The following is a 22719-nucleotide window of genomic DNA, read 5'->3' as shown; positions in this document are numbered from 1 at the left end:
CAGGAGATCATCAATGCCCGCCACCGGCTTCCCCGCCGGTGCTTGGACGTCATGGCCGCCGCTTGCTCGCGCACGCGGCAGCCGCCTCGTTGGCCGGTATCCGGGCTGGCAGCACGCCCCCGCCGCCTTCCCAGGCACCTGTTTCAGGGCGCCCAGTGGCTTCTTGACGAGGGTGGCACGAGAGTGCCGGCTGTTTGACCGTTGCGGGGGCAGCGCAGGCTGGCTGGACCCTGAAGGGCTTCGACTCCTGCTTCCCGTTGAACTGCGCCGCGTGAACCGCGGCGCGAGCACCAACGCCCGGGATTTTAGTTGTAAACCCAGAGGCCCCCGGAAACTACAATCGCCCCCCATGCCTGCACCGAGCCGTATTGAACAGATCGCCGAGCGCGTCGAACGTTTGCTCGTGCGCCACGAAGAAGTGCAGCGAACCAATGCGCTGCTGCAAGACCAGGTGAATGCGCTCACGCGCGAGCGCGATGCGCTCAAGTCGCGCCTGACCACGGCGCGCACCCGGCTCGATGCGCTGCTCGAACAGCTGCCGGCAGACCCCTCCCAAGACGCCCCCTCCCACCGATGAAACAAATCGAAGTCCAGATCATGGGCCAGAGTTACCTGCTCGGCTGCCCCGAAGGCGGGGAGCCGCAATTGCGCGAAGCGGTCGAGCGCGTCGATGCCGCGATGTGCAAGATCCGCGATGCGGGCAAGGTCAAGGCGCGCGACCGCATCGCGGTACTGGCTTCGCTGAACCTGGCCTTCGACCTGGCCCAGCGCGAGGCCTCGCTCGCAGCCATGGCGGCACCTGCTGCACCCGTGCCACCGGCGCCCGCCACGGCTGCGGGTCCAGGCACCAGCGACGCCGATGAGGCCCGCGCCTTGCAATTGATCCAGCGCCTCGACCAAGCCCTGGCCGGCGACGGACATTTGCTCTGAGGCGTGCCCACCGGCGCCGCCGCGGGCGTAAAATCCGCTTCGTCTGCGGTGTGCGTCGGGCTCTATATGTCCTTGTTCCAATGCTCTACGGAGCAGGGCTTGGTATATCGCTCGGTGGGTGTGATCATCTCGCGTCAGATGAACCCGAAGCCTTGCTGCCCTCGCCCACCTGAACCCCGGTTCAGGATGCGAGTCCGGCCCCACTCGCAGACACCTTTTCACGACGGCCACGGCCCCGCTCACGGGGCCGTGGTTTTTTTCTGAAGACCAAGACCTCTCCGATGACGATCGCCCCCCTGCTGGTTGCCCAACTCGCCGCACTCGGCGTCGGCACCGGCTTCCTCGCCGGCCTGCTGGGCATCGGCGGCGGCATGCTGATGGTGCCCTTCATCACCATCATCCTCGGGCACCGGGGCGTACCGGCCGACCTGGCGGTCAAGATGGCGATCGCAACCTCGATGGCCACCATCATCTTCACCTCGATCTCGAGCGTGCGCGCCCATCACAAGCGCGGCGCCGTGCGCTGGGACATCGCGCGGCGGCTCGCGCCAGGCATCGTGATCGGCAGCCTCGTGGGCAGCCTGGGCGTGTTCGCGCTGCTGAAGGGCCAGGCCCTGGCGGTCTTCTTCGCGCTCTTCGTCGGCTTCTCCGCCACCCAGATGTTCCTCGACCGCAAGCCCAAGCCCACACGCCAGATGCCGGGCACGGCCGGCCAGCTCGCGGCCGGCGGCGCCATCGGCTTCGTCTCGGGCCTGGTGGGGGCGGGCGGCGGCTTCATCAGCGTGCCGTTCATGACCTGGTGCAACATCGCCATCCACAACGCCGTGGCGACGAGCGCTGCCCTGGGCTTTCCGATCGCGGTCGCCAACGTGGCCGGCTACGTGGTGAGCGGCCAATCGGTCCAGGGCCTGCCGGACGGCTCGGTGGGCTACATCTGGCTGCCGGCGCTGGTCGTGATCGCGGTGTGCAGCTTCGTCGTCGCGCCGCTCGGCGCCAAGGCCGCGCACAGCCTGCCGGTGTCGAAGCTCAAGCGCGTGTTCGCGAGCATCCTGTACGTGCTGGCAGCCTACATGCTGTGGAAGGGCCTGCACGGCTGAGCGCAAGTGCCCCTGCATCCGCTCGGCTTCTCTGTACGCACGCGACCCCTGGCCGTATAACCTTGCTTGCGGCGCTTGGCCGCAGGTCAACCAACGAGGGGCAGCGCATGAAGATCCTGGTCGCCGTCGACGGCAGTTCCCACACCCAGAAGGCCCTCGACTACCTGGTCGCTCATCGCGCCATGTTCGTCGAAGGCAATGAGCTGGTGGTGGTGCACGTGTGCACCGGCGTGCCCGGCCACGTGGCGCGCCACCTGAGCCGCGATGTGGTGACGGACTACTACACCGAGGAGAACGCGAAGGTCCTCGGCCCCGTCAAGGCCTTCTTAGAGAAGCACGGCATCGCCAATTTCAGCATGCAGGCACGCCACGGCCACGCCCCCGAGGAAATCCTGAAGACCGCGACCGAATCCGGCGCCGAGCTGATCGTGATGGGCACGCACGGCCACGGCATCCTCGGCCGCGCCCTCATGGGTTCGGTGGCGACCAAGGTGCTGTCCGAGACGGACACCTCGGTGCTGCTGGTGCAGTAGCCGGCGCGCGATCGGGATCGGCCATCCGGACGGTTTTCGCGCCCCCTGCGTCCGGAGGTCCGTTCTCGGCAGCCCCTAGTGCCGCAACCGCCACTCGCGCGGCGAACATCCGAAGCGCTCGCGAAAGACGCGGCTGAAATGCGCCGCGTCACTGAAGCCGCGGCCGAAGGCGATCTCGCTGACCGTGCGGCCGGCCAGGCGCGGCTCCCGCAGGTCGCGGCTGCAGGCCTCCAGCCGGCGTTCCCAGATGTACTGCGCGGGCGTGAGCGGCTCGCTTGCGAACACGCGATGGATCTGGCTGGCCGACAGACCGAGCTGCGCTGCCAGGCTGCTGACCGACAGGGCGGGATCGGCCAGCTGTTCGTCGATGTGCCGCTTGATGCGCGCGAGGTGGAAGGCCGCGAGCTGGCTCAGCCCCGGCGAGCGCGCCGCGGGCAGCGTTTGCAGGCCCGCCACGAGAATGCTGAGCACGCCGTTGGCCACCGCCAGCGCCGACGCCGGCTGCAGCGCATCGATGTCCTCGCGCAGCGTGCGGATCATGCTGATCAGCAGATGCCCGGCGCCTTCTCGCCCTGACACCGTGGTGGCCGTCAGCGCCTCGGTGTCGCGCAGTTCGCTGCGCAGGCGCTCGCCCGGCAGCTTGAGCACGATCTGCTCGAAGTCGTCGTCGAACTGCAGGTGGTAGGGCCGCGTGCTGTCGTAGAGCGCGAAGTCGCCGACCGAGAGCACGGCATCCCGCCCATCCTGCCGCACCACGCCGCGGCCCGCCGTCTGGATGCCGACCAGGAAGTAGGCGTCGGTCGAACGCGCGATGTGGCCGGGCGTGCGCATCACGCTTTGCGCGCCCGAATTCACCACCGACACGTCGAGGCTGGGCAGCGCGTGGCGGCGGATGCTGCCGGCGAAGTCGCCGGCCGGGCCCTCGCGCACAGGATCGCAGCCGAGCTGCACGTAGACGTTGCAGATCATGTCGGTCCAGTAGGCCAGGCGCTGGTTGCGGGGAACGGCATCGGTGCTGAGCAGCTGGGTCATGGGTTTCCCCCCGAGGCGACGCGCAACGCAGAGACAAGAACGCCGCGAGATCGGGACAAGATGAATGGCGGGGTCGAACTTACGCTTCAAGCAACCCGCATGCCACCGCGCTAACCCGATGCGCGCTGGCGACGGTGCCCTTCCCTTCCATCTTCGGAGCCCGCCATGAGCAGCAAGACCCATCCCCGACTTCGCGTTGCCGCCGTCCAGGCCGCGCCCGTGTTCCTCGATCTCGACGGCACACTCGACAAGACCGTCGACCTGATCGCCCAGGCGGCCGCCCAGGGTGTCCGGCTGGTCGCCTTTCCGGAGACATGGGCGCCGGGCTACCCGTGGTGGATCTGGCTCGATTCGCCGGCATGGGGCATGCAGTTCGTGCAGCGCTACCACGACAACTCGCTGGTCGTCGGCTCGCCCGAATTCGACCGCGTGCGCGAGGCCGCGCGCAAGCACGGAATCTGGGTCTCGCTCGGCTACAGCGAGAAGGCCGCCGGCAGTCTGTACATCGCACAGGCGCTGATCGACGACCAGGGCCGCACGGTGCAGACGCGCCGCAAGCTCAAGCCCACGCACGTGGAGCGCACGGTGTTCGGCGAGGGCGACGGCTCGGACCTCGACGTGTGCCAGACGGCGATCGGCAACATCGGGTCGCTGTCCTGCTGGGAGCATTTGCAGCCGCTCAGCAAGTACGCCCTGTATGCGCAGAACGAGCAGATCCATTGCGCCGCCTGGCCCAGCTTCTCGCTTTACCGGGGCGCGGCCTACGCGCTCGGCCCCGAGGTCAACAACGCGGCCAGCCAGGTCTATGCCGCCGAAGGCCAATGCTTCGTGATCGCGCCCTGCGCCACCGTCTCCACGGCCATGAGCGAGATGCTGTGCACCGACACGGGCAAGCAGCAGATGCTGCGGGTCGGCGGCGGCTTCGCGCGCATCTACGGTCCCGACGGCGCACCGATGGGCACGCCGCTGGCGGAGGACCAAGAAGGACTGGTGGTGGCCGACATCGACCTCGGCATGATCTCGCTGGCCAAGGCCGCCGGCGATCCGAGCGGCCACTATGCGCGGCCGGACGTCACGCGGCTGCTGCTCAACAAGGCCCGGCGCGAGCCGGTGGTTCTGCAGCGGCAGCCGGACGCGGAGGCCGGCGCCTTCGAGGCGGTGCTGGCCAAGGGCGAGCCCGAGGCCGCCATCGCCCAGCAGCCGCTCGCCGCCTGAGAGCTCGCGCCATGGAATCCGCCATTGCCGAACACTTGAAGTGCCCGCGCACGCGGCATCGCCGCATCGAGGACGACTACGTGCCGCCCTACCCCGCGTGGTCGGCGCGCGCCGCCGCCGGCGCGGTGTCGCAGGTGGTCATGGGCTATTTCGGCGTGCAGTCGCGCGGCGCCGCGATGCAGGGCCGGGCCTGCGCCGCGCTGGCGGGCATCGTGCGCGGATTCAGCCGCCCCGACGGTCCCGGTCACCATGACATCGCGCACTTCGTCGACGCGGACGGCTTCGACAACATGATGGCCGTCGCGTATTGGAACGATCCCGCCCCGTTCGCGCGCTGGCGCGCCGCGCCCGAGATCGACGACTGGTGGCGATCCGACCAGCGGCTGGACGAAGGCCTGGGCTACTTCCGCGAGATCGTTTCGCCGCGGCTCGCCCATTACGAAACGCTCTTCAACACGCCCGATCGTTTCGAAGGCGTCGGCGTGGTGATGGGCAGCGCGAGCGGCGACATCCAGGAGCATGCCTACTGGGGATCGATGCGCGACCGCATCCCGCTGTCGCAGACCGACGCGATGGCGCCTTCGGGTGCACGCGCCATCATCGCGCAGGCTGCACAGCCGGGCCGGCGCGTGCGCGTGGCCGGACACGAGCATCTCGCGATGATCCGCTCCGGCCAGGAATGGGCCGACACGCGCGGCCAGGAGCGCACGCTCTACCTCGACGAGATGGAACCGGTGCTGCGCGAGGGGATGGATTTCCTGCGCGATCGCGGGCTGGGCATCGGCTGCTACAGCAACCGCTACATGCGCCACCTCGATGGGACGGGCGCCCCGCTCGAGAAGTCCTTCGGCCTGAGCTTCTGGCGCTCGCTCGCCGATCTCGAGCGCTGGGCCGAGTCGCATCCCACGCACGTGGCGATCTTCGGCGGCTTCATGCGCTACGTGCAGGCGCTGAACTTCCAGCTGCAGCTGCGCGTGTACCACGAGGTCTCGGTGCTGAAGACCGACGAGCAAAGCTACGAGTACGTCAACTGCCACCCGCGCACTGGACTGCTGAACGGCCTGGCCTAGCGCTTCCTGCCCGCTTTGAACAGCGACTTGTGCTGCTCCCGCAGCAGCGCCTTCTGCACCTTGCCCATGGCGTTGCGCGGCAGCTCGGGCACGACGAAGCAGCGCTTGGGGACCTTGAAGTTGGCGAGCCTGCCCTTGAGTTCGGCGACGATGGCTTCGCCGTCCAGCGCCGCCCCGGGCTTCGGCGTCACGATCGCGACGCCCACCTCGCCGAAGTCGGGGTGCGGCACGCCGATCAGCGCGCTTTCGGCGACGCCGGCCAGCTCGTTGATGTAGCCCTCGATCTCGGCCGGGTAGACGTTGTAGCCGCCGCTGATGATGAGGTCCTTGCTGCGGCCCACGATGGTGACGTAGCCCAGGCCGTCGACCTGCCCGACATCGCCCGTCTTGAAGTAGCCGTCGTCGGTGAACTCCTCCCTGGTCTTTTCGGGCATGCGCCAATAGCCTGCGAACACATTGGGGCCGGCCACCTCGATGTGTCCGATCTCGCCGGCGACGCATGGCTCGCCGGCGTCGTTGCGCACACGCAATTGCACGCCCGGCAGCGGGAAGCCCACGGTCCCGCCACGCCGCTCGCCCTGCACCGAACTGTAGGGGTTGGAGGTGAGCATCACGGTCTCGCTCATGCCGTAGCGCTCGAGGATGGTGTGGCCGGTGCGCTCGCGCCAGGCCTCGAAGGTCTCGAGCAAAAGCGGCGCGGAGCCGGAGATGAAGAGGCGCATGCCGTTGCAGATCTCGCGCGTCAGCGTCGGCTCGGCCAGCAGGCGCGTGTAGAGCGTGGGCACGCCCATGAACACCGTCGCGTCGGGCAGACGGGCCACCACGCGCTTCGGGTCGAAGCGGCTGAGCCAGATCATCCGGCTGCCGCTGATCAGCGCACCGTGGATGGCGACGAAGAGCCCGTGCACGTGGAAGATGGGCAGCGCATGGATCAGCACGTCGGCGCCAGGGCGCCAGCCCCAGTAGTCCTTCAGCACCTCGGCATTGGACTGCAGGTTGCGGTGCGTGAGCATCGCGCCCTTGCTGCGCCCGGTGGTGCCGCTGGTGTAAAGGATCGCGGCCAGGTCGTCGGGCTTCTTCTGCGCCACCTTGTGCTGATCGCTGCACTGCGCCGCGACCTCGAGCAGCGTGCCCTTGCGGTCGTCGTCGAGCGTGAAGACGTGCTGCGTGCCGGCGGCGATGGCCAGGGGCGCGACCCAGTCCGCATTGGCGCTGCTGCACACCACCACGGCGGGCTCGGCATTGCCGATGAAGTATTCGATCTCGCCCGCTCGGTAGGCCGTATTGAGCGGCAGGAACACATAGCCGGCGCGCAAGGTCGCGAGGTAAAGCATCATGGCCTCGACCGACTTCTCGACCTGCACCGCGATGCGATCGCCCGCCTTCAGCCCCAGCGCATCGAACAGGTTGGCGATCATCGCGCTGGCACGGTCCAGGTCTCGCCAGGAGTAGTACAGGCCGTCGTCGGTCTCGACCGCGATGGCATCGAGGTCCGAGGGGAAGGCAGCGCGCAGCGCGGCGAAGAGGTTGGCGTTCGGGTCGGTCATGGCGTCGGAGTTTCGGAAGACGGGCGGGCGCTTGGCCGGGAAGGCGGCGATGCCCTCGCGGTGCTCGGGCGAGTCGGCATCATCGCGTTCTCGCGGAAATCGCGCAGGGAGGCTTCGTCCGCGTGCGTCATTCGATCTTCGCGCCCGAAGCCTTGACCACGCCGGCCCAGCGCTTGATCTCGGAACTCACGAAGCTGCCGTAGGCCTTGCCGACGAGGTTGGGAATCTCGGCGCCGTTGGTGGCCCAGATCGTCTTGAGTTCCTCGGTGGCCAGCGCCTTGCGCATGTCCTCCACGACTTTCGCCTGCACGTCGGCCGGCGTGCCCTTGGGCGCCCACAGCCCGTACCAGGTGGTGACGGTGTAGTCCGGCAGGCCGACCTCGGATGCGCTCGGCACGTCGGGGAAGGCGGGGTTGCGCTTGCCGCCCGCCATCATCAGCGCCTTGATGCGCCCCGCCTTGATGTGCTGCGCCGAAGAGCCCAGGCCGTCGAACATGCAGTCCACGTTGCCGGCGATCAGGTCCTGCAGCGCCGGCCCCGCGCCGCGGTAGGGGATGTGGGTGATGAAGGTGTTGGTCTGCAGCTTGAAGAGCTCGCCGGCCAGATGGTGCGAGGTGCCTGCACCGGCCGAGGCGTAGTTGAGCTTGCCGGGGTTCTTCTTGGCATCGGCGACGAAGTCCTTCAGCGTGGTGGCCGTCACGCGCCTGGGGTTGACCACCAGCACCTGCGGCACGCTGGCCAGGAGCATCAGCGGCACGAAGTCCTTCTCGAGGTCGTAGTCCAGCTTGGGGTAGACCGAGGGGGCGATCGCGTGGTGCACCGCGCCCATGAACAGGGTGTAGCCGTCGGGCTGCGCGCGCGCCGCGATGGTCGCGCCCAGGGTGCCGCCGGCACCGCCGCGGTTGTCGATCACCAGGGACTGCCCGGCGATCTTCGAGAACTGCGCCGCGAGCGGGCGTGCGAAGGCATCGGTGCCACCGCCGGCAGGGAACGGCACGATCAGCGTCACGGGCTTGGCCGGCCAGGCCGATTGCCCGTACGCGGCCCCGCCGAGCATGGCAGCGGCGCCGGCCGCGGCCAGGCGCAGGACGTCGCGCCGTTGAAAGCTTGAGCTCATTGCTGTGTCTCCTGATTTTGAAACGACTACGAATGCGCCGGGGCCCACGGCGCCGCACACGGCCCCTCCAGGGATCAACCCTTGAGAAAGAGATCGTCCAGTTCCCCCGACACCGCCACCTTGCCCTGCGCGAGCAGGGCGCGGTGCTTGTCCAGCCGCTTGAGATCGTAGAGGTAATTCACCATGATTCCGTACGACTGCTTGTGCCCCTTGGGCGACGGGTCGCCGGCCCAGTTGAGGCGCTCCACGCGCGCGCCGTTGCCCAGGTGGAAGCGCGCCACCGGATCGACCGGCTTGCCCTCCGCGGTGGCGCGCCCGAGATACTCGGCGGCGGCGTTCATCAGCAGCTGACGCACCGGCGAGCGGGCATCGAGCGCACCCGCCTCCTCCGCCGCCGCGAGCACGCGCTCGGCCGTCGGCGGCAGCGAGCCGATCGCGCGGCCCAGCTCGGTCTGGCGCTTCTCGTCCAGGCGCGCGAGCAGCGAACCGACGTTCTTCGCGAGCCAGCCGCGAAAGCCGGGGATCGGCGACAGCGTGGCGAAGTGCTTGAGGCGCGGCAGTTCCTGCTGCAGCGTCTCGACCACGCGCTTGATCAGCGAATCGCCGAAGCTCACGCCGCGCAGCCCGTCCTGCGTATTGCTGATCGAATAGAAGATGGCCGTCGTGGCGCGGTCGGCCCTGACCGGCGCCGCCGCCTCGTCGAGCAGCGGCACGATGCCCTCGCTGATGCGGTCCACCAGCGCCACCTCGACGAAGATCAGCGGCGTGTTCGGCAGCCGCGGATGGAAGAAGCCGTAGCAGCGGCGGTCGCTGTCGAGCCGGTTCTTGACGTCGGCCCAGCTCTTGATGTCGTGCACCGCCTCGTACTGAATCAGCTTCTCGATCAGCGACGCCGGCGAGTCCCAGCTGATGCGGCGCAGGTCCAGGAAGGCGACGTCGAACCAGGTGGAGAACAGGTGCTCGAGCTCGGCGTCGAGCGGCAGCAGGCGGCGGTCGCCCTTGAGGTGCGGCAGCAGCTGCGCGCGCAGGTCGACCAGGAAGCGCATGCCCTCGGGTTCGATGGCAAAGCGCTGGAGCAGGCGCAGGCGCGGCGAGACCAGGGCGCGGCGCAGGTGCACCTCGGCCTGTGCCTCCTCGGACGTACCCATCGCGGCCTGGTGGCTGTCGCGCGCATGGCTGACCTTCTTCACGTCGGGCGCGAAGCGCTCGCTCATCAGCAGCCAGACGTCGCGCCGCTCGTCGAGCTCGCGCCCGGCATACCACTGCACCACCGCGTGGGCGCGGCGGCCGGCCTCGACCTCGCTGATGCGCGGGTCCGTCACCGCTTCGAGTTCGGCCAGCGCGCGACGCAGCGCGCGCGGCGCCAGCGCCTCGCCGTTGCGGCGCAGCGTGGCCTCCAGCCGCTCGGTCAGCGGGCGCGGACCGGCGCCGTCGGCCCTGGGCACGGGTTTCGTCTTGGCGCCGGCGTCCTTCTTGACTTCGGCATCGAGGCCGGGGCGCAGGCGCGATACCTTGCGCGTGATCCAGTCGGAGGCATGGGTGATCATGAAATCAGCTTCGCTTTCTGTTGGGCAGCGACGGCCCGGAGGGCTTCGCGCTGGCGGTTCAGGTGGGTACGCATCGCAGCCTCCGCGCCGTCGCTGTCGCGCGCCTTGAGCGCGGCGAAGACGGCCAGGTGTTCGGAGAGGCTTTGCTCCAGCCTACCCGGTGCGTGCAATTGCTGCAGACGCGCGAGCTTGAGGATCTTGCGCAGGTCGCCGATCACCTGCGCGAGCCAGCGGTTGTCGGCCAGCATGATGATGGCTTCGTGGATGGCGTAGTTGGTGGCGTAGTACTCGTTGATGCGCTTGGCGCGCGCATGGCGGGCCAGCTTGTCGTGCAGGGCCTCCAGCGCATCCAGCTCGGCATCGCTGGCTTTGCGCGCCGCTTCCCAGGCGCAGCGGCCTTCGAGCAGCGCGATGACCGGGAAGATCTCGTCGAGGTCCTTCTGCGTGACCTCGGCCACGAAGCAGCCGCGCCGCGGCTCGTGGCGCAAGAGGCCCTCGGCGGTCAGCACCTTGAGGGCCTCGCGCAGCGGCGTGCGCGAGATCGACAACCGCTCGCAAAGCGCGGCCTCGTCGATGAAGCTGCCGGGCGCGAGCGTGCCGGAGAAGATCTCCTCGCGCAGCGTGGCAGCGACTTCGTCGTGCAGGGAGTTGTGGACGATGCCCATGGGGCCGTTGTAGCAGGCGGCCGCGCGCATCATTATTGGTAATTACGCGTAATTATGTGTGCCGCGTCCAGCAATGCCCGGCACTCCGCGCCTGGAACCATCCGCAAGCCACGGCCACTCAGTGCGGTCCCCTGCATTCGCAGCAGGCTCCAGACCTACCAGGCGCTCAGTCATGACCAGCCCCGCATCCAACCGATACAGCCCCTCCCGCCGACACTATCACCAGGCTTTACCCACCAGCGACTGGCGAGAGGAGCTGTGCGAGCTCAGAACCGCCGCCCGGAAGAGATCTGCCTTGTTCAATCAAATGATCGCCAGGTTCGCACTCGACTCCGCCGCCGTCCCGACAGAGGATGAGTTGAACAGTCTCATCTGCGAATGCATGCGCCATGGGGAGACCAAAGCGCTCAACGCCATCCTGGCGCAGGAATCCCCGCGGACGCTGTGCATCCTGGAGCGCGCCGATGCATCCGCGTGGCAGACCTTGCATGACGCCCTGCCCGCTCCCTCGGAAATCATCGAGCTGGTCTTGTCGGGCCAGGTATTCGGCCCTCAGACAAGCCATCTGTTCGGCGAATGCCTGGACCGGATGCCCCACCTGGAATCCCTGCGCCTGACGAACTGCACCTTGAGCGAGGTCATCCAGTACTGGCCGGCCCTGACCCGCCTGCAGCATCTGCACTTCGAGGCGATGCAGAAGCCATACAACCTATTGATGCACATTCTCGAGACTTCGTCTTTGACCACCTTCCATCTGAGCGATTGCAAGGATTCCGGTCTGGACGGGGAGCTGCACGGCAACCTTGCAAGGAGCCTCGCGCGTCAAACGACGCTTCGCGAGCTGACACTCAAGGACCTACGAGCCGACTGGTTTCACGGCAATCTTGCGCTGGGCTCCTACGCCACCTCTTTGAAGAACCAGACCAAGCTTGAAAGGCTGGATCTTTCCTTCAATCGCCTGAGTCCGAAAATCTGCGTCGAACTGCGCGACGCCCTCGAGGGCAAAGTGACGTTGACCAGCCTGACGCTCGCAGGCTGTTGGCCAGGCCAGCACGAGGAAGCCTTGGACTGGACGGGGCTCGCAAAGCTCGTCACCCTTGAAAGCCTTGTCAGCCTCGATCTTTCAGGCAACGTCTTAGCTCACTCGATGTCGCCTGTGATGATGGCGGTTGCCTCCCATCCACGGCTGCAGCATTTCGATCTCGAGGATGTCAAAGCGGATCGCCAACTCGTTTGCAAGGTGTTGCCCATCGTTCTGGAAGCCAACCAGAAGCTCATCTCTTTGAAACTCCCGGATTGGCCGGACAGCGACTTCGAGACGTTGGCCATTGCCATGGATAAGAACTGCACGCTGCGCTGCCTGTCCATCCCGGCCTTGGAACAGGAGCGGGAGAGCCTCCTGGAAACGCCGGAGATCTTCGATCGGAAGTACCCGAACTATGTGGCTCTTATGGACCGCGTCGCACGGAACTGGCGGAAATGGGATGAGGAAAGATTCGCGCTCATCGAAGGCGGCATGAGGGTGCTTCTGGGCAACCTGGGCGGTGTCGGATTGAACCGTGTCCCCTACGACATCGCCCGCTATGCCGCGGACGTCGCCGTCTCGAGGAATGGCGCGCAGGACGCCGTCGTCTTGCACCGCCTCAACAGGAGCGCCGATCAGGAAGGATCGGCAGCGCTGGCGCGCCTTGAAAGGGAGAGGGAAACCCGTGCCAAACCCCTGGCGGCACAGGAGCGTGTTCAAGACAACAAGAGCTGAGGCCGATCAACTCGCCCGCCGCGCTCCATACGCGGGCCGCGCCACCGGCGCGCTGGCATAGAGCCAGGCCCCGAACAGGATCATCGGCACGCACAGCCACTGCCCCATGCTCATGTTGAGCGCGAGCAGCCCGAGGAAGTCGTCGGGCTCGCGGAAGAACTCCGCGGTGAAGCGCATCACCCCGTAGCCGATCAGGAAGACGGCCGAGACGCGGCGCTCGCGCCGCTCCTTGCGCGCATAGAGCCAGAGGATGGCGAACAGCAGCAGCCCTTCCAGCAGGAACTGGTAGACCTGCGACGGATGCCTCGGCAGCATCGAGCCGCTCTGCGGGAACACCATGCCCCAGGGCAGGTCGGGGCTGCTGAAGCGCCCCCACAGCTCGCCGTTGATGAAGTTGCCGACGCGGCCCGCAGCCAGGCCCGTGGGCACGCAGGGCGCAACGAAATCCATCACCTGCCAGAACGGCCGCGCGCGCGATCGCGCGAACCAGGCCATCGCCGCGATCACGCCAAGCAGGCCGCCGTGGAAGCTCATGCCGCCTTGCCACACGAAGAAGATCTCCAGCGGGTGCGTGAGGTAGAACCCAGGCTTGTAGAACAGGCAGTAGCCCAGCCGGCCGCCGACGATCACGCCCATCACGCCGAGGAAGAGGATGTCCTCCAGGTCCTTGCGCGTCCAGGCCCCGGGCCCGGTGATGGAACGGAAGGGCTCGTGCCGCAGCCGGCGCGTGCCGAGAAAGTAGAACAGCCCGAAGGCGGCCAGGTAGGTCAGGCCATACCAGTGGATGGCGATCGGCCCGAGCTGCAAGGCCACGGGGTTGATCTGGGGGTACATGAGCATCGGGCTATTGTGCCGCGCGGTCGTGGCGCAATTGCGCGTCGATGAACTGCACGAAGCGCCCGAGCGCAGGATTGGCGCCGCTGGCGGGCCAGACCAGGCTGGTCTCGCAGGCCGGCAGCACGGGCGGCCGGCGCCGCGCCGCCGGTGCGAACTCGGCCGCTGCGCGGTAGACCACGCCGGCACGGCGAAACTGCGTCACGCTCTCCGGCACCCAGGCGAGGCCCAGGCCGCCCCAGACCAGGTTGACGATGGTCTGCATCTGGATGGCCTCCTGCGCCACCTGGGGCGCGCGGCCGGCCGCGTGGTAGAGGCCGAAGATCGCGTCGTGCAGGGACGGCACGATGCGGCGCGGGAAGATCACCAGCGGCTCGGCCAGCGCCTCCGCCAGCGGCAGCCTGGCGCGGCGCGCCAGCGGATGCCGCGACGGCAGCGCGAGCACCAGCGGCTCCTCCGACACCGCCAGCCGCTCCAGGCCCGGCGGCGCGAAGCCGGGCGAATGCAGCATCAGCCCGGCATCGATCTCGTCGCGCGCAAAGCCCTCCAACTGCACGTCGCCGGTCGCCTCGACCAGCTCCAGCGCGACCTCCGGGCATTGCAGTCTGAACTCGCGCACCCAGGCCGGCAGGCGCTCGAAGCCGATGGTCGAGACGAAGGCCAGCCGCACCCGGCCCAGCTCGCCGGCCGCCGCCGCGCGGGCGCGCCCGGGCAGCGCCTGTGCGCGCGCCAGCAGCTCGCGCACCTCGGGCAGCAGCGCCTCGCCGGCCGGCGTGAGCGCGACGCGGCGGCGCGTGCGGTCGAACAGCACGACGCCCAGCGTCTTCTCGAGCTGCGCGATCGCCTGCGTGACCGGCGGCTGGGTCATGTGCAGGCGCTGCGCCGCGCGGCCGAAGTGCAGCTCCTCGGCGACGGCGAGGAACTGGCGCCAGGCGCGCAGCTCGATGGAGGCTTCTCTCATACACCGAGCATATCAATCGGCATCAAAAATCGGATTGGAAGCAATCAGTCAATCGTCCGATACTTGTGCTCCCCGATTCCCCACGAGCAGAGACACGATGGACACCAAAGCAATCCAGATCAACCGCCGCAGCGCCAACATCGTCGAAGGCAAGTCGCGCGCGCCCAACCGCTCGATGTTCTATGCGATGGGCTACCAGGAGGGCGACTTCAAGAAGCCCATGGTCGGCGTGGCCAACGGCCACAGCACCATCACGCCTTGCAACTCCGGCCTGCAGAAACTGGCCGACGCCGCCATCGCCGGCATCGAGGAAGCGGGCGGCAACGCCCAGGTCTTCGGCACGCCCACCATCTCGGACGGCATGGCCATGGGCACCGAGGGCATGAAGTACTCGCTGGTGAGCCGCGAGGTGATCTCCGACTGCATCGAGACCTGCGTCGGCGGCCAGTGGATGGACGGCGTGCTCGTGGTCGGCGGCTGCGACAAGAACATGCCAGGCGGCCTCATGGGCATGCTGCGTGCCAACGTGCCGGCCATCTACGTCTACGGCGGCACCATCCTGCCCGGGCGCTACAAGGGGCAGGACCTCAACATCGTGAGCGTGTTCGAGGCCGTGGGCCAGAACGCGGCCGGCAATCTCAGCGACGAAGACCTGAAGGAGATCGAGCAGCGCGCCATCCCCGGCACCGGTTCCTGCGGCGGCATGTACACCGCCAACACCATGAGCTCGGCCTTCGAGGCGCTGGGCATCTCGCTGCCCTACTCCTCCACCATGGCCAATCCGCACGACGAGAAGGCCAATTCCGCCAAGGAATCGGCCAAGGTGCTGATCGAGGCGATCAGGAAGGACATCAAGCCGCGCGATATCGTCACCAAGAAGGCGATCGAGAACGCGGTGGCCGTGATCATGGCCACCGGCGGCTCGACCAACGCGGTGCTGCACTTCCTCGCCATCGCACACGCGGCCGGCGTGGAATGGTCCATCGACGATTTCGAGCGCATGCGCAAGAAGGTGCCGGTGATCTGCGACCTGAAGCCCAGCGGCAAGTACCTCGCGGTCGACCTGCACCAGGCCGGCGGCATCCCCCAGGTCATGAAGATCCTGCTGAACGCCGGCCTCCTGCACGGCGACTGCATCACCATCACCGGCCAGACCATCGCCGAGGTGCTGAAAGACGTGCCGGACCAGCCGCGCGCGGACCAGGACGTGATCCGCACGATCGCGAACCCGATGTACGCCGAGGGCCACCTCGCCATCCTCAAGGGCAACCTGTCGCCCGAGGGCGCGGTCGCGAAAATCACCGGCCTGAAGAACCCCGTCATCACCGGCCCGGCCCGCGTCTTCGACGACGAGCAGTCGGCGCTGCAGGCGATCCTCGACGGCAAGATCGTGGCCGGCGACGTGATGGTGCTGCGCTACCTCGGCCCCAAGGGCGGCCCCGGCATGCCGGAGATGCTGGCCCCCACCGGCGCGCTGATCGGCGCCGGCCTGGGCGAAAGCGTGGGCCTGATCACCGACGGCCGCTTCTCGGGCGGCACGTGGGGCATGGTGGTCGGCCACGTGGCGCCCGAAGCCGCGGCCGGCGGCACCATCGCCTTCGTCAAGGAGGGTGACTCCATCACCATCGACGCGCACCAGCTGAAGCTGGAGCTCAACGTGCCCGAGGCCGAGATCGCCAAGCGCCGCGAGGGCTGGAAGGCGCCGGCGCCGCGCTACACGCGCGGGGTCCAGGCCAAGTTCGCCTTCAATGCCTCGAGCGCGAGCTCGGGGGCGGTGCTCGACAAGTTCTGAGCCGGCGCCCGTGACGACGGGCCTACAATGGCCCTGCTTCGCCAGACCGACTGAAGCAAACGCTAGGGGTGCCAGCCCGCGGCCCAAGGTCGCACAGGCCGGCTGAGAGAGTCCCTTTGAACCTGACTGAGGTAATCCTCGCGCAGGGAAGCTGGTCCGGCGGCCGCCGCGTCTTCGCCCCTTGTCGCGCGGTGGTCGTGTCGCCGTGGCCTCGCCCACCTGCCAAACACTTTGCAACGGAGCAAATGGATGGCAATGACTTCCGCAACGAATGAAGCGCTCACGCCGCTCGCCGAAAGCGGGCGCGTGTTCCGCTGGCATGACCATCTGTCGCTGTGGTTCAGCCTCGGCGTCGGCTTGCTGGTCATGCAGATCGGCGCTTACCTCGTGCCGGCAGTCGGCACGCGCGACGCGCTGCTCGCGATCGTGCTGGGCTCCTGCATCGGCGCCGGCCTGCTGGCCTGGACCGCGCGCCTGGGCTGCGAAAGCGGCCTCGCCAGCGCCGGCCTCATGCATGCGACCTACGGCAGCGCCTTCGCGCGGCTGCCGGTGGTGCTCAATATCGTGCAGCTGATCGGCTGGACCACCTTCGAGCTGGTGATCATGCGCGAGGGCACGCAGGCCATCGGCAAGCAGGCCCTCGGGGGGGCGCTCGAGAGCGGCCTCGGCGGCGTGCTGACCACGCTGCTGTGGGGCGCAGTGCTGCTGGCGCTGCTGGCGGGCTCCATGGTCACGCTGGTGCGGCGCTTCGTCAGCCGCTTCGGGCTGCCGCTGGTGCTGCTGTCGCTGCTGTGGCTCAGCTGGCAGTTCGCAGTCCAGCTGCAGGCCAAAGGGCTGGAGGCCTTCTGGTCGCGCCCGGGCGACGGCAGCATGGGCCTGTTCGGCGCGCTCGACCTGGTGATCGCGATGCCCGTCTCCTGGCTGCCGCTGGTGGCCGACTACGCGCGCCACGGCCGACGCAGCGGCGGCGGGCTGGGCGGCGCTTTCTCGGGCACCTGGCTGGGCTATGCGCTGGCGAACATCTGGTGCTATGGCCTGGGCGTGATGGTGGCGAGCGCGGCCGAGCCGGGCAGCAACCTGGTCACAGCCCTGCTGCTGGCGCAGGGCGGCCTGGTGGCGCTGGGCCTGATCCTGATCGACGAGCTCGACAACGCCTATGGCGACGTCTACTCGGGCTCGGTCTCGGCCCACAGCCTGCAGCCGCGCTGGAGCGTGAAGCGTTGGGGCCTCCTGCTCGCGGTGCTGTGCATCGGCTTCGCGCTGGTGCTGCCGATGCACACGCTGGAGCCCTTCCTGCTGCTGCTGAGCTCGGTCTTCGTGCCCCTCTACGGCGTGATCCTCGGGCGCCTGGGCACGGGCGAAGCACCGGCGTCGGCGGGCACGCGCCGCGTGGACCTGGGCGCCGCGCTGATCTGGATCGCGGGCATCGCGCTCTACCACGGCTGCGCCCGATGGGCGCCTCAGCTCGGTGCGGCCGTGCCCGCGCTGGCTTTCACCTTCGTGCTGGCCTGGTTCACGCGCCGGGCAGCGGCAGGCGGACCGTCGGCACTGGTGCAAAGCCGTGGTTGAGGGGTCCATGGCCCGCACCGACCTGCACATCCGCACCGGCTGCCATCGCGGCCACCACGTAGCCGCGCGCGCGCTCGACCGCCTCCGGCAGCGCATAGCCGAGCGCCAGGTGCGCCGCGATGGCCGAGGACAAGGTGCAGCCGGTGCCATGCAGGTTGCGGCTCGCGATGCGCTCGGACGCCAGGCGCAGCCGTTCGCCGTCGGCCTCGGCCAGCAGGTCCACCACATCTTTGCCCGGCAAATGGCCGCCCTTGAGCAGCACGGCGCGCGCGCCCAGCGCGAGCAGTTCGCTCGCGGCCCCGTCGAGCGCGTCGACGCCGTCGACGGCGTGGCCGACCAGCAGCGCCGCCTCGTCCAGGTTGGGCGTGACCACGGTCGCACGCGGGAACAGCTCTCGCACCAGCACCTGCACCGTCTCGGCGGCCATCAGGCGGTCGCCGCTGGTGGCCACCATCACCGGGTCGAGCACCACCTTGTCCAGCTTGTAGTGGTCGATCGCCCAGGCCACCACCTCCACCACCTCGGGGGCATGCAGCATGCCGAGCTTGACCGCGTCGACGCCGATGTCTTCCACCACCGCCCGGATCTGGGCCTTGAGGAACTCCGGCGGCACGCCGTGGATGCCGGAGACGCCCACCGTGTTCTGCGCCGTCAGCGCGGTGATGGCCGTCATGCCGTAGCAGCCCAGGGCCGAGAAGGTCTTGAGGTCGGCCTGGATGCCGGCGCCGCCCCCGCTGTCGGAACCGGCGATCGAGAGCACGCGCGCATAGCGGTAAGTTGCTGGGGTCATGCCGAAAATTATGGTCCACGCCACCACGGGCACTACAGGAGAACGAATCGATGACCGCGCGCAGAACCCTTCCTTTCGACTCGGCGACGATCCTCGGCGCCGGGCTGATGGGCCGCCTGCTGGCGCTGGCGCTGGCGCGCGCCGGCTGCCGCGTCGAGCTCTTCGATGCCGGCGGGCCCGATGCCGACGGATCGGCCGCGCGCGTCGCGGCCGCGATGCTGGCACCGCTGGCGGAATCGGCCGTGGCACCGCCGACGGTGGTGCGCATGGGGCACTACGGGCTCACGCGCTGGCCGGAATTGCTGGGCGAGCTGGCGCAGCCCGTGTTCTTCCAGCGCGAAGGCACGCTGGTGCTGTGGCATCGCCAGGATGCGGCCGAGGCCGCGCGGCTCGCACGCATGATGACCCGCACCGGTGAGCTCGTGCCCGAGCTGGCGCCGATGAAGACGCTGGACGCTGCCGGCATCGCCGCGCTGGAGCCCGCGCTGGGCCGTCGCTTCGCGCAGGGCCTCCTGTTGCCGGAGGAAGCCCAGCTCGACAACCGCGAGCTGCTCGCGTCCCTGCTCGCCACGCTGGCAGCCCTGCCGAACGTCGAGCTGCATTGGCACACGCCGCGCAGCCTCGACGATTTCCAGCCGGCCGAGGGCGAACGCGTGATCGACTGCCGCGGCCTGGGCGCCCGGCCGCAGTGGAGCGCGCTGCGCGGCGTGCGCGGCGAGGTGATCCGCGTGCATGCGCCCGAGGTGGCGCTGACGCGGCCAATGCGCGTGGTGCATCCGCGCTACCCGCTGTATGTCGCGCCCAAGCCGAACCGGGTGTACGTGATCGGCGCCACCGAGATCGAGTCCGAGGACATGTCGCCGGCCAGCGTGCGCTCCACGCTGGAGCTGCTGAGCGCGGCCTACGCGGTGCACAGCGGCTTCGCCGAAGCGCGCATTCTCGAGGTCGCGACGCAGTGCCGCCCAACCTTGCCCGACAACCTGCCGGCATTTCGGCAGCCGCGCGCCCGCGTGATGCAGATCAACGGCCTCTACCGCCATGGCTTCATGATCGCGCCGGTCATGCTCGACGTGGCGCTGGAGCTGCTGCGCGAAGGCCGCTCGCCCTTGGCCGAACGCTTTGCGCTGGCGCCCAGCCTGGAGGAGATGGCACCATGAACGTCCTGATCAACGACAACGCCAAGACGCTGCCCGACAACGCCACGCTGGCCGACGCCATCGCGCTGATCGAGGCGAAGCCCCCTTTTGCCGCTGCAGTGAATCGCCAGTTCGTGCCGCGCTCGAACTACGCATCGCATGTACTGCATCCCGACGACAGCATCGAAGTGATCCGCCCGGTGACGGGCGGCTGAACCGGAGACACACCCATCATGGACATGAACACGAACACGAACACGAACGCCGCCGATCCCCTGGTGCTCTACGGCCAGGCCTTCCAGAGCCGCATGCTGCTCGGCACTTCGCGCTATCCCTCGCCCGACGTGCTCGAAGCCGCGGTGAGGCGCGCCCGCCCCGCGATGCTCACCGCCTCGCTGCGCCGCCAGGCCCCGACGGCCGGCAATGGCGACGGCAACGGCTTCTGGGACCTGCTGCGGCGCCTGGACGTGCCGGTGCTGCCCAACACGGCCGGCTGCCACAGCGTGCAGGAGGCGATCGCCACCGCGCAGATGGCGCGCGAGGTGTTCGACACGCCCTGGATCAAGCTCGAGCTGATCGGCGACGACTACACGCTGCAGCCCGACACCCTCAGCCTGGTCGAGACGGCCGCGCAGCTGATCCGCGACGGCTTCCATGTGCTGCCCTACTGCACCGAGGACCTGGTGGTGTGCCAGCGCCTCGTGGATGTCGGCTGCCAGGCCGTGATGCCCTGGGCCGCGCCCATCGGCACCGGCCGCGGGCCGGTCAATCCCTATGCGATGCAGGTGCTGCGCGAGCGGCTCGCGGTGCCGCTGCTGGTCGATGCCGGCCTGGGGCTGCCCTCGCACGCCTGCCAGGTGATGGAATGGGGCTACGACGGCGTGCTGCTCAACACCGCCGTGGCGCTCGCGCAGGACCCGGTCGCGATGGCCGGTGCCTTTGCCGACGCGGTGCAGGCCGGCCGCAGCGCGCGGCTGGCGGGCGCGATGACCGCACAGGATTCCGCGCAACCCAGCACGCCCGTGCTGGGCACGCCCTTCTGGCATCACGCCAACGCTCAATGACCGCGATGAGCGCCATCAACGACCCCAACGACGTCGCGCGCGCCATCGTGGCGGCGCATGCCGCTCGCTTCGGCGAGACAGGCGACCGCCCAGGCTCCTTCTCTTCTGAGGACGCGGTGTACCGTGGCGCCAAGACCGCCTGCGCGGCGCTCGGTTTCATCGAGGTCGATGCCGAGTGCCTGTCCCGCGCCTGGCAGGCGCAGACCCTGCGCACCGGCGCTTTCGATGCCCAGGCCTGGCCCGAGCACCCGGCCGATTTCGGCATGCGCCCCTTCCCCCCGTCGGCCCGTGCCGATGCGTTCCCGCCCTGCCCCGAGAAGCTCGGCCTCTACGCCGTGCTGCCCGACGGCGCCTGGGTGGGACGCATGGCGCGCGCGGGCGTGCCGACGGTGCAGCTGCGCTTCAAGTCCGGCGATGCCGATGCGGTGAAGCGCGAAGTGCACGCGGCCGTGGAGGCGGTGCGCGGCACGGGCGCCCTGCTCTTCATCAACGACCACTGGCAAGCCGCCATCGAGGCGCGGGCCTACGGATTGCACCTGGGCCAGGAGGATCTCGACGCTCTGGCTCCGCAGGAGCTGCAGGCGATCCGCGACTCCGGCCTCCGCCTGGGCGTCAGCACCCATGGGTACGCGGAGATGGTGCGCGCCGACGCCGTGAGCCCGAGCTACCTCGCCATGGGCGCGGTGTACCCGACCACGCTGAAGCAAATGGCCACCGCGCCGCAGGGGGTGGCGCGCCTGGCCGTATACGCGCGATTGATGCGCGGCTATCCGCAAGTCGGCATTGGCGGCGTCGACGCCCGGCGGCTGCCTGAAGTGCTGGCGACCGGCGTGGGCTCGGTGGCCGTAGTGCGGGCGCTGGTGGCCGAGGCCGATCCCGAGGCCGCGGCAGCCCGGCTGATGAAGGCCATGGAAGCCTGAGAAAATTTTTTAGCGCACCCGGGCAGGGCAATGCGACCCCGCCGGGAGGGCCGAAAAGTCACGCTATAATCTGAGGCTTGTTCCTCGATAGCTCAGTCGGTAGAGCGCCGGACTGTTAATCCGTAGGTCCCTGGTTCGAGCCCAGGTCGAGGAGCCACATTGAGAGCCCTGCTATCGAATTCGGTAGCAGGGCTTTTTTCCTGTGGAGCCGAACGGCCTCGCCTAAGGCAGTTGGTCGATGCGCTCCTTCGCATCCCTGGTCGCCTCCTGTAGGGCGAGATCGCTCGAGGCCAAGCCGGTCCCTTCCAACTCGAAGCGGGACGTGCCGTCCAAGACGTACGACCAGTGCCAGGCCCGGCCTCGCTCGATGCAGGCGATCACGACGTCGTGACCGTTGTAGTGAAACTCGGCGTCCAGCTCCGGCATAGGCACCTCTACGGCTTCGGCCTCTTTCGCGTCCAGCTCGAGCTGCCAGGGCTGGCTGCACAGGCCATGACCGCGGCAGCGCCGGCTGGGTCGTGGGTCCTTCTTTCCCGAGGTGGCTTGGGCTTGACCTTGACCCATTCGCTGGTCCGCAGACCGGGCAGGTAGATGCTCGAGCGGCGCTTCGCGATGAACGCCTGGTGGCCGGGAAGGCCTCCCGCCAGCTTCAGCAGATGCGCCCCTCCTTTTTCGGCGTAAGGCACCACGAGGATGCCCCAGGGGGGTTCCACCAACAGTTGCCCGAGCGCGGCCTTGCGCAGCATCAGCGGCAGGGCCGTGATGTCCTCGCCGCGATGAACCAGAAGGTCGAACACGCAGTAGACGACCGCCCTGGCCCCCAGGTACCAGCAGCGATGGCGGGCCCGCTCCTGGAGTGCCTTCAGATCGCTTCGGCCTTGGTCGTCCAGCACGCATATCTCGCCGTCGGCGACGCACGGACCGCCGCCCACCTCGGCCAGGCTGTCGCTGATCTCGGGAAACCACTTGGTCGCATCGGCCCCATGGCGCGTTCTCAGCTGGACGATGGTGCTGCCGAACGCGGCGGTCACGCGATAGCCCTCGTACTTGAGCTCATAGATCCACCCCGGCTCGTGGAGACCCATCGAGCGCTCCGACACCAGCATGGGCTTGAAGTCTTGGAGACGGACCATGGCACGGG

Annotated in this window: 23 protein-coding genes, 1 tRNA gene and 1 riboswitch; of the genes, 14 read left to right on the top strand and 10 right to left on the bottom strand. The window is 68.5% G+C overall.

Features of this window, described 5'->3' with window-relative positions; translation table 11 throughout:
• Nucleotides 1-74: 74 nt before the first annotated feature.
• A riboswitch (cobalamin riboswitch) is annotated at nucleotides 75-310 on the bottom strand.
• A gap of 39 nt (nucleotides 311-349) precedes the next feature.
• The 4 genes from J2739_RS05860 to J2739_RS05845 all read left to right on the top strand — a co-directional run bounded on the left by J2739_RS05860 (nucleotide 350) and on the right by J2739_RS05845 (nucleotide 2560).
• A complete protein-coding gene (locus J2739_RS05860) occupies nucleotides 350-577 on the top strand; it encodes a DUF904 domain-containing protein (protein WP_309899476.1) in 228 nt (75 codons plus the stop codon).
• A complete protein-coding gene (locus J2739_RS05855) occupies nucleotides 574-930 on the top strand; it encodes a cell division protein ZapA (protein WP_309899474.1) in 357 nt (118 codons plus the stop codon). Before J2739_RS05860 ends, J2739_RS05855 begins: the two co-directional genes overlap by 4 nt.
• 281 nt (nucleotides 931-1211) lie before the next feature.
• Complete coding sequence (locus J2739_RS05850) at nucleotides 1212-2027, top strand: sulfite exporter TauE/SafE family protein (RefSeq protein ID WP_309899471.1); 816 nt, start codon at nucleotides 1212-1214, stop codon at nucleotides 2025-2027.
• A 107-nt stretch (nucleotides 2028-2134) separates the two neighbouring features.
• Entirely contained in the window at nucleotides 2135-2560 is a 426-nt protein-coding gene (locus J2739_RS05845; RefSeq protein ID WP_309899469.1) for a universal stress protein, read from the top strand.
• Nucleotides 2561-2635: 75 nt separating this feature from the next.
• Here the strand turns inward: J2739_RS05845 and J2739_RS05840 are convergent, their stop codons facing one another.
• Nucleotides 2636-3592, bottom strand: a complete 957-nt coding sequence (locus tag J2739_RS05840; protein WP_309899468.1) for an AraC-like ligand-binding domain-containing protein — start codon at nucleotides 3590-3592, stop codon at nucleotides 2636-2638.
• A gap of 165 nt (nucleotides 3593-3757) precedes the next feature.
• Between J2739_RS05840 and J2739_RS05835 the strand changes: the two genes are divergently transcribed.
• Both J2739_RS05835 and J2739_RS05830 read left to right on the top strand, forming a co-directional pair.
• Complete coding sequence (locus J2739_RS05835; protein ID WP_309899466.1) at nucleotides 3758-4807, top strand: carbon-nitrogen hydrolase family protein; 1050 nt, start codon at nucleotides 3758-3760, stop codon at nucleotides 4805-4807.
• Between the two features lie 11 nt (nucleotides 4808-4818).
• Nucleotides 4819-5877 carry a phenylacetaldoxime dehydratase family protein gene (locus J2739_RS05830; protein WP_309899464.1) on the top strand — a complete coding sequence of 353 codons (1059 nt, stop codon included), beginning with the start codon at nucleotides 4819-4821 and terminating at the stop codon, nucleotides 5875-5877.
• Here the strand turns inward: J2739_RS05830 and J2739_RS05825 are convergent.
• The 4 genes from J2739_RS05825 to J2739_RS05810 all read right to left on the bottom strand — a co-directional run bounded on the left by J2739_RS05825 (nucleotide 5874) and on the right by J2739_RS05810 (nucleotide 10753).
• On the bottom strand, nucleotides 5874-7424 hold the full coding sequence (locus J2739_RS05825; RefSeq protein ID WP_309899462.1) for a malonate--CoA ligase: 1551 nt from the start codon (nucleotides 7422-7424) through the stop codon (nucleotides 5874-5876). The two genes, J2739_RS05830 and J2739_RS05825, sit on opposite strands and share 4 nt — an antisense overlap.
• A gap of 127 nt (nucleotides 7425-7551) precedes the next feature.
• Nucleotides 7552-8541 carry a Bug family tripartite tricarboxylate transporter substrate binding protein gene (locus J2739_RS05820; protein ID WP_309899460.1) on the bottom strand — a complete coding sequence of 330 codons (990 nt, stop codon included), beginning with the start codon at nucleotides 8539-8541 and terminating at the stop codon, nucleotides 7552-7554.
• 74 nt (nucleotides 8542-8615) lie between these two features.
• Nucleotides 8616-10088: a malonyl-CoA decarboxylase gene (locus J2739_RS05815; RefSeq protein ID WP_309899457.1), complete on the bottom strand. Its 1473-nt coding sequence runs from the start codon at nucleotides 10086-10088 to the stop codon at nucleotides 8616-8618.
• Complete coding sequence (locus tag J2739_RS05810; RefSeq protein WP_309899455.1) at nucleotides 10085-10753, bottom strand: GntR family transcriptional regulator; 669 nt, start codon at nucleotides 10751-10753, stop codon at nucleotides 10085-10087. The genes J2739_RS05815 and J2739_RS05810 overlap by 4 nt, the downstream gene beginning before the upstream one ends.
• A gap of 172 nt (nucleotides 10754-10925) precedes the next feature.
• On the opposite strand from J2739_RS05810, the gene J2739_RS05805 reads away from it, so the two are divergent.
• Nucleotides 10926-12512: a leucine-rich repeat domain-containing protein gene (locus tag J2739_RS05805; RefSeq protein WP_309899453.1), complete on the top strand. Its 1587-nt coding sequence runs from the start codon at nucleotides 10926-10928 to the stop codon at nucleotides 12510-12512.
• A gap of 6 nt (nucleotides 12513-12518) precedes the next feature.
• Here J2739_RS05805 and lgt read toward each other — a convergent pair whose 3' ends face one another.
• Complete coding sequence (gene lgt, locus J2739_RS05800) at nucleotides 12519-13352, bottom strand: prolipoprotein diacylglyceryl transferase (RefSeq protein ID WP_309899452.1); 834 nt, start codon at nucleotides 13350-13352, stop codon at nucleotides 12519-12521.
• A gap of 4 nt (nucleotides 13353-13356) precedes the next feature.
• Nucleotides 13357-14307: a LysR family transcriptional regulator gene (locus J2739_RS05795; protein ID WP_309899450.1), complete on the bottom strand. Its 951-nt coding sequence runs from the start codon at nucleotides 14305-14307 to the stop codon at nucleotides 13357-13359.
• Nucleotides 14308-14404: 97 nt separating this feature from the next.
• Here J2739_RS05795 and ilvD point away from each other — a divergent pair, with 97 nt between their 5' ends.
• Both ilvD and J2739_RS05785 read left to right on the top strand, forming a co-directional pair.
• Complete coding sequence (ilvD, locus tag J2739_RS05790; protein WP_309899448.1) at nucleotides 14405-16099, top strand: dihydroxy-acid dehydratase; 1695 nt, start codon at nucleotides 14405-14407, stop codon at nucleotides 16097-16099.
• A gap of 255 nt (nucleotides 16100-16354) precedes the next feature.
• A complete protein-coding gene (locus J2739_RS05785) occupies nucleotides 16355-17668 on the top strand; it encodes a purine-cytosine permease family protein (RefSeq protein ID WP_405053832.1) in 1314 nt (437 codons plus the stop codon).
• Here the strand turns inward: J2739_RS05785 and thiD are convergent.
• Nucleotides 17613-18458: a bifunctional hydroxymethylpyrimidine kinase/phosphomethylpyrimidine kinase gene (thiD, locus tag J2739_RS05780; protein ID WP_309899444.1), complete on the bottom strand. Its 846-nt coding sequence runs from the start codon at nucleotides 18456-18458 to the stop codon at nucleotides 17613-17615. The two genes, J2739_RS05785 and thiD, sit on opposite strands and share 56 nt — an antisense overlap.
• Nucleotides 18459-18508: 50 nt before the next feature.
• Here thiD and J2739_RS05775 point away from each other — a divergent pair, with 50 nt between their 5' ends.
• The 5 genes from J2739_RS05775 to J2739_RS05755 all read left to right on the top strand — a co-directional run bounded on the left by J2739_RS05775 (nucleotide 18509) and on the right by J2739_RS05755 (nucleotide 21735).
• Nucleotides 18509-19615, top strand: a complete 1107-nt coding sequence (locus tag J2739_RS05775) for an FAD-dependent oxidoreductase (protein ID WP_309899442.1) — start codon at nucleotides 18509-18511, stop codon at nucleotides 19613-19615.
• Nucleotides 19612-19809, top strand: a complete 198-nt coding sequence (gene thiS / locus J2739_RS05770) for a sulfur carrier protein ThiS (protein WP_309899440.1) — start codon at nucleotides 19612-19614, stop codon at nucleotides 19807-19809. The genes J2739_RS05775 and thiS overlap by 4 nt, the downstream gene beginning before the upstream one ends.
• A 24-nt stretch (nucleotides 19810-19833) precedes the next feature.
• Nucleotides 19834-20658, top strand: a complete 825-nt coding sequence (locus J2739_RS05765) for a thiazole synthase (protein ID WP_309899438.1) — start codon at nucleotides 19834-19836, stop codon at nucleotides 20656-20658.
• 5 nt (nucleotides 20659-20663) lie between these two features.
• The gene (locus J2739_RS05760; RefSeq protein WP_309899436.1) at nucleotides 20664-21578 is read left to right on the top strand and encodes a thiamine phosphate synthase; all 915 of its coding nucleotides are present in this window, start codon (nucleotides 20664-20666) and stop codon (nucleotides 21576-21578) included.
• An 81-nt stretch (nucleotides 21579-21659) separates the two neighbouring features.
• Nucleotides 21660-21735: transfer RNA gene (locus tag J2739_RS05755), tRNA-Asn, on the top strand.
• 65 nt (nucleotides 21736-21800) lie between these two features.
• Here the strand turns inward: J2739_RS05755 and J2739_RS05750 are convergent.
• Nucleotides 21801-22004 carry a hypothetical protein gene (locus J2739_RS05750; protein ID WP_309899434.1) on the bottom strand — a complete coding sequence of 68 codons (204 nt, stop codon included), beginning with the start codon at nucleotides 22002-22004 and terminating at the stop codon, nucleotides 21801-21803.
• Between the two features lie 8 nt (nucleotides 22005-22012).
• Nucleotides 22013-22711, bottom strand: a complete 699-nt coding sequence (locus tag J2739_RS05745; RefSeq protein ID WP_309899432.1) for an ATP-dependent DNA ligase — start codon at nucleotides 22709-22711, stop codon at nucleotides 22013-22015.
• Nucleotides 22712-22719 lie beyond the last annotated feature (8 nt).

The sequence above is a fragment of the Variovorax soli genome (assembly GCF_031454625.1).
Taxonomy (GTDB): Bacteria; Pseudomonadota; Gammaproteobacteria; order Burkholderiales; family Burkholderiaceae_C; genus Variovorax; species Variovorax soli_A.
Note: the sequence above shows the minus strand (reverse complement) of the source record. Positions and strands in the feature narration are given on the sequence as shown.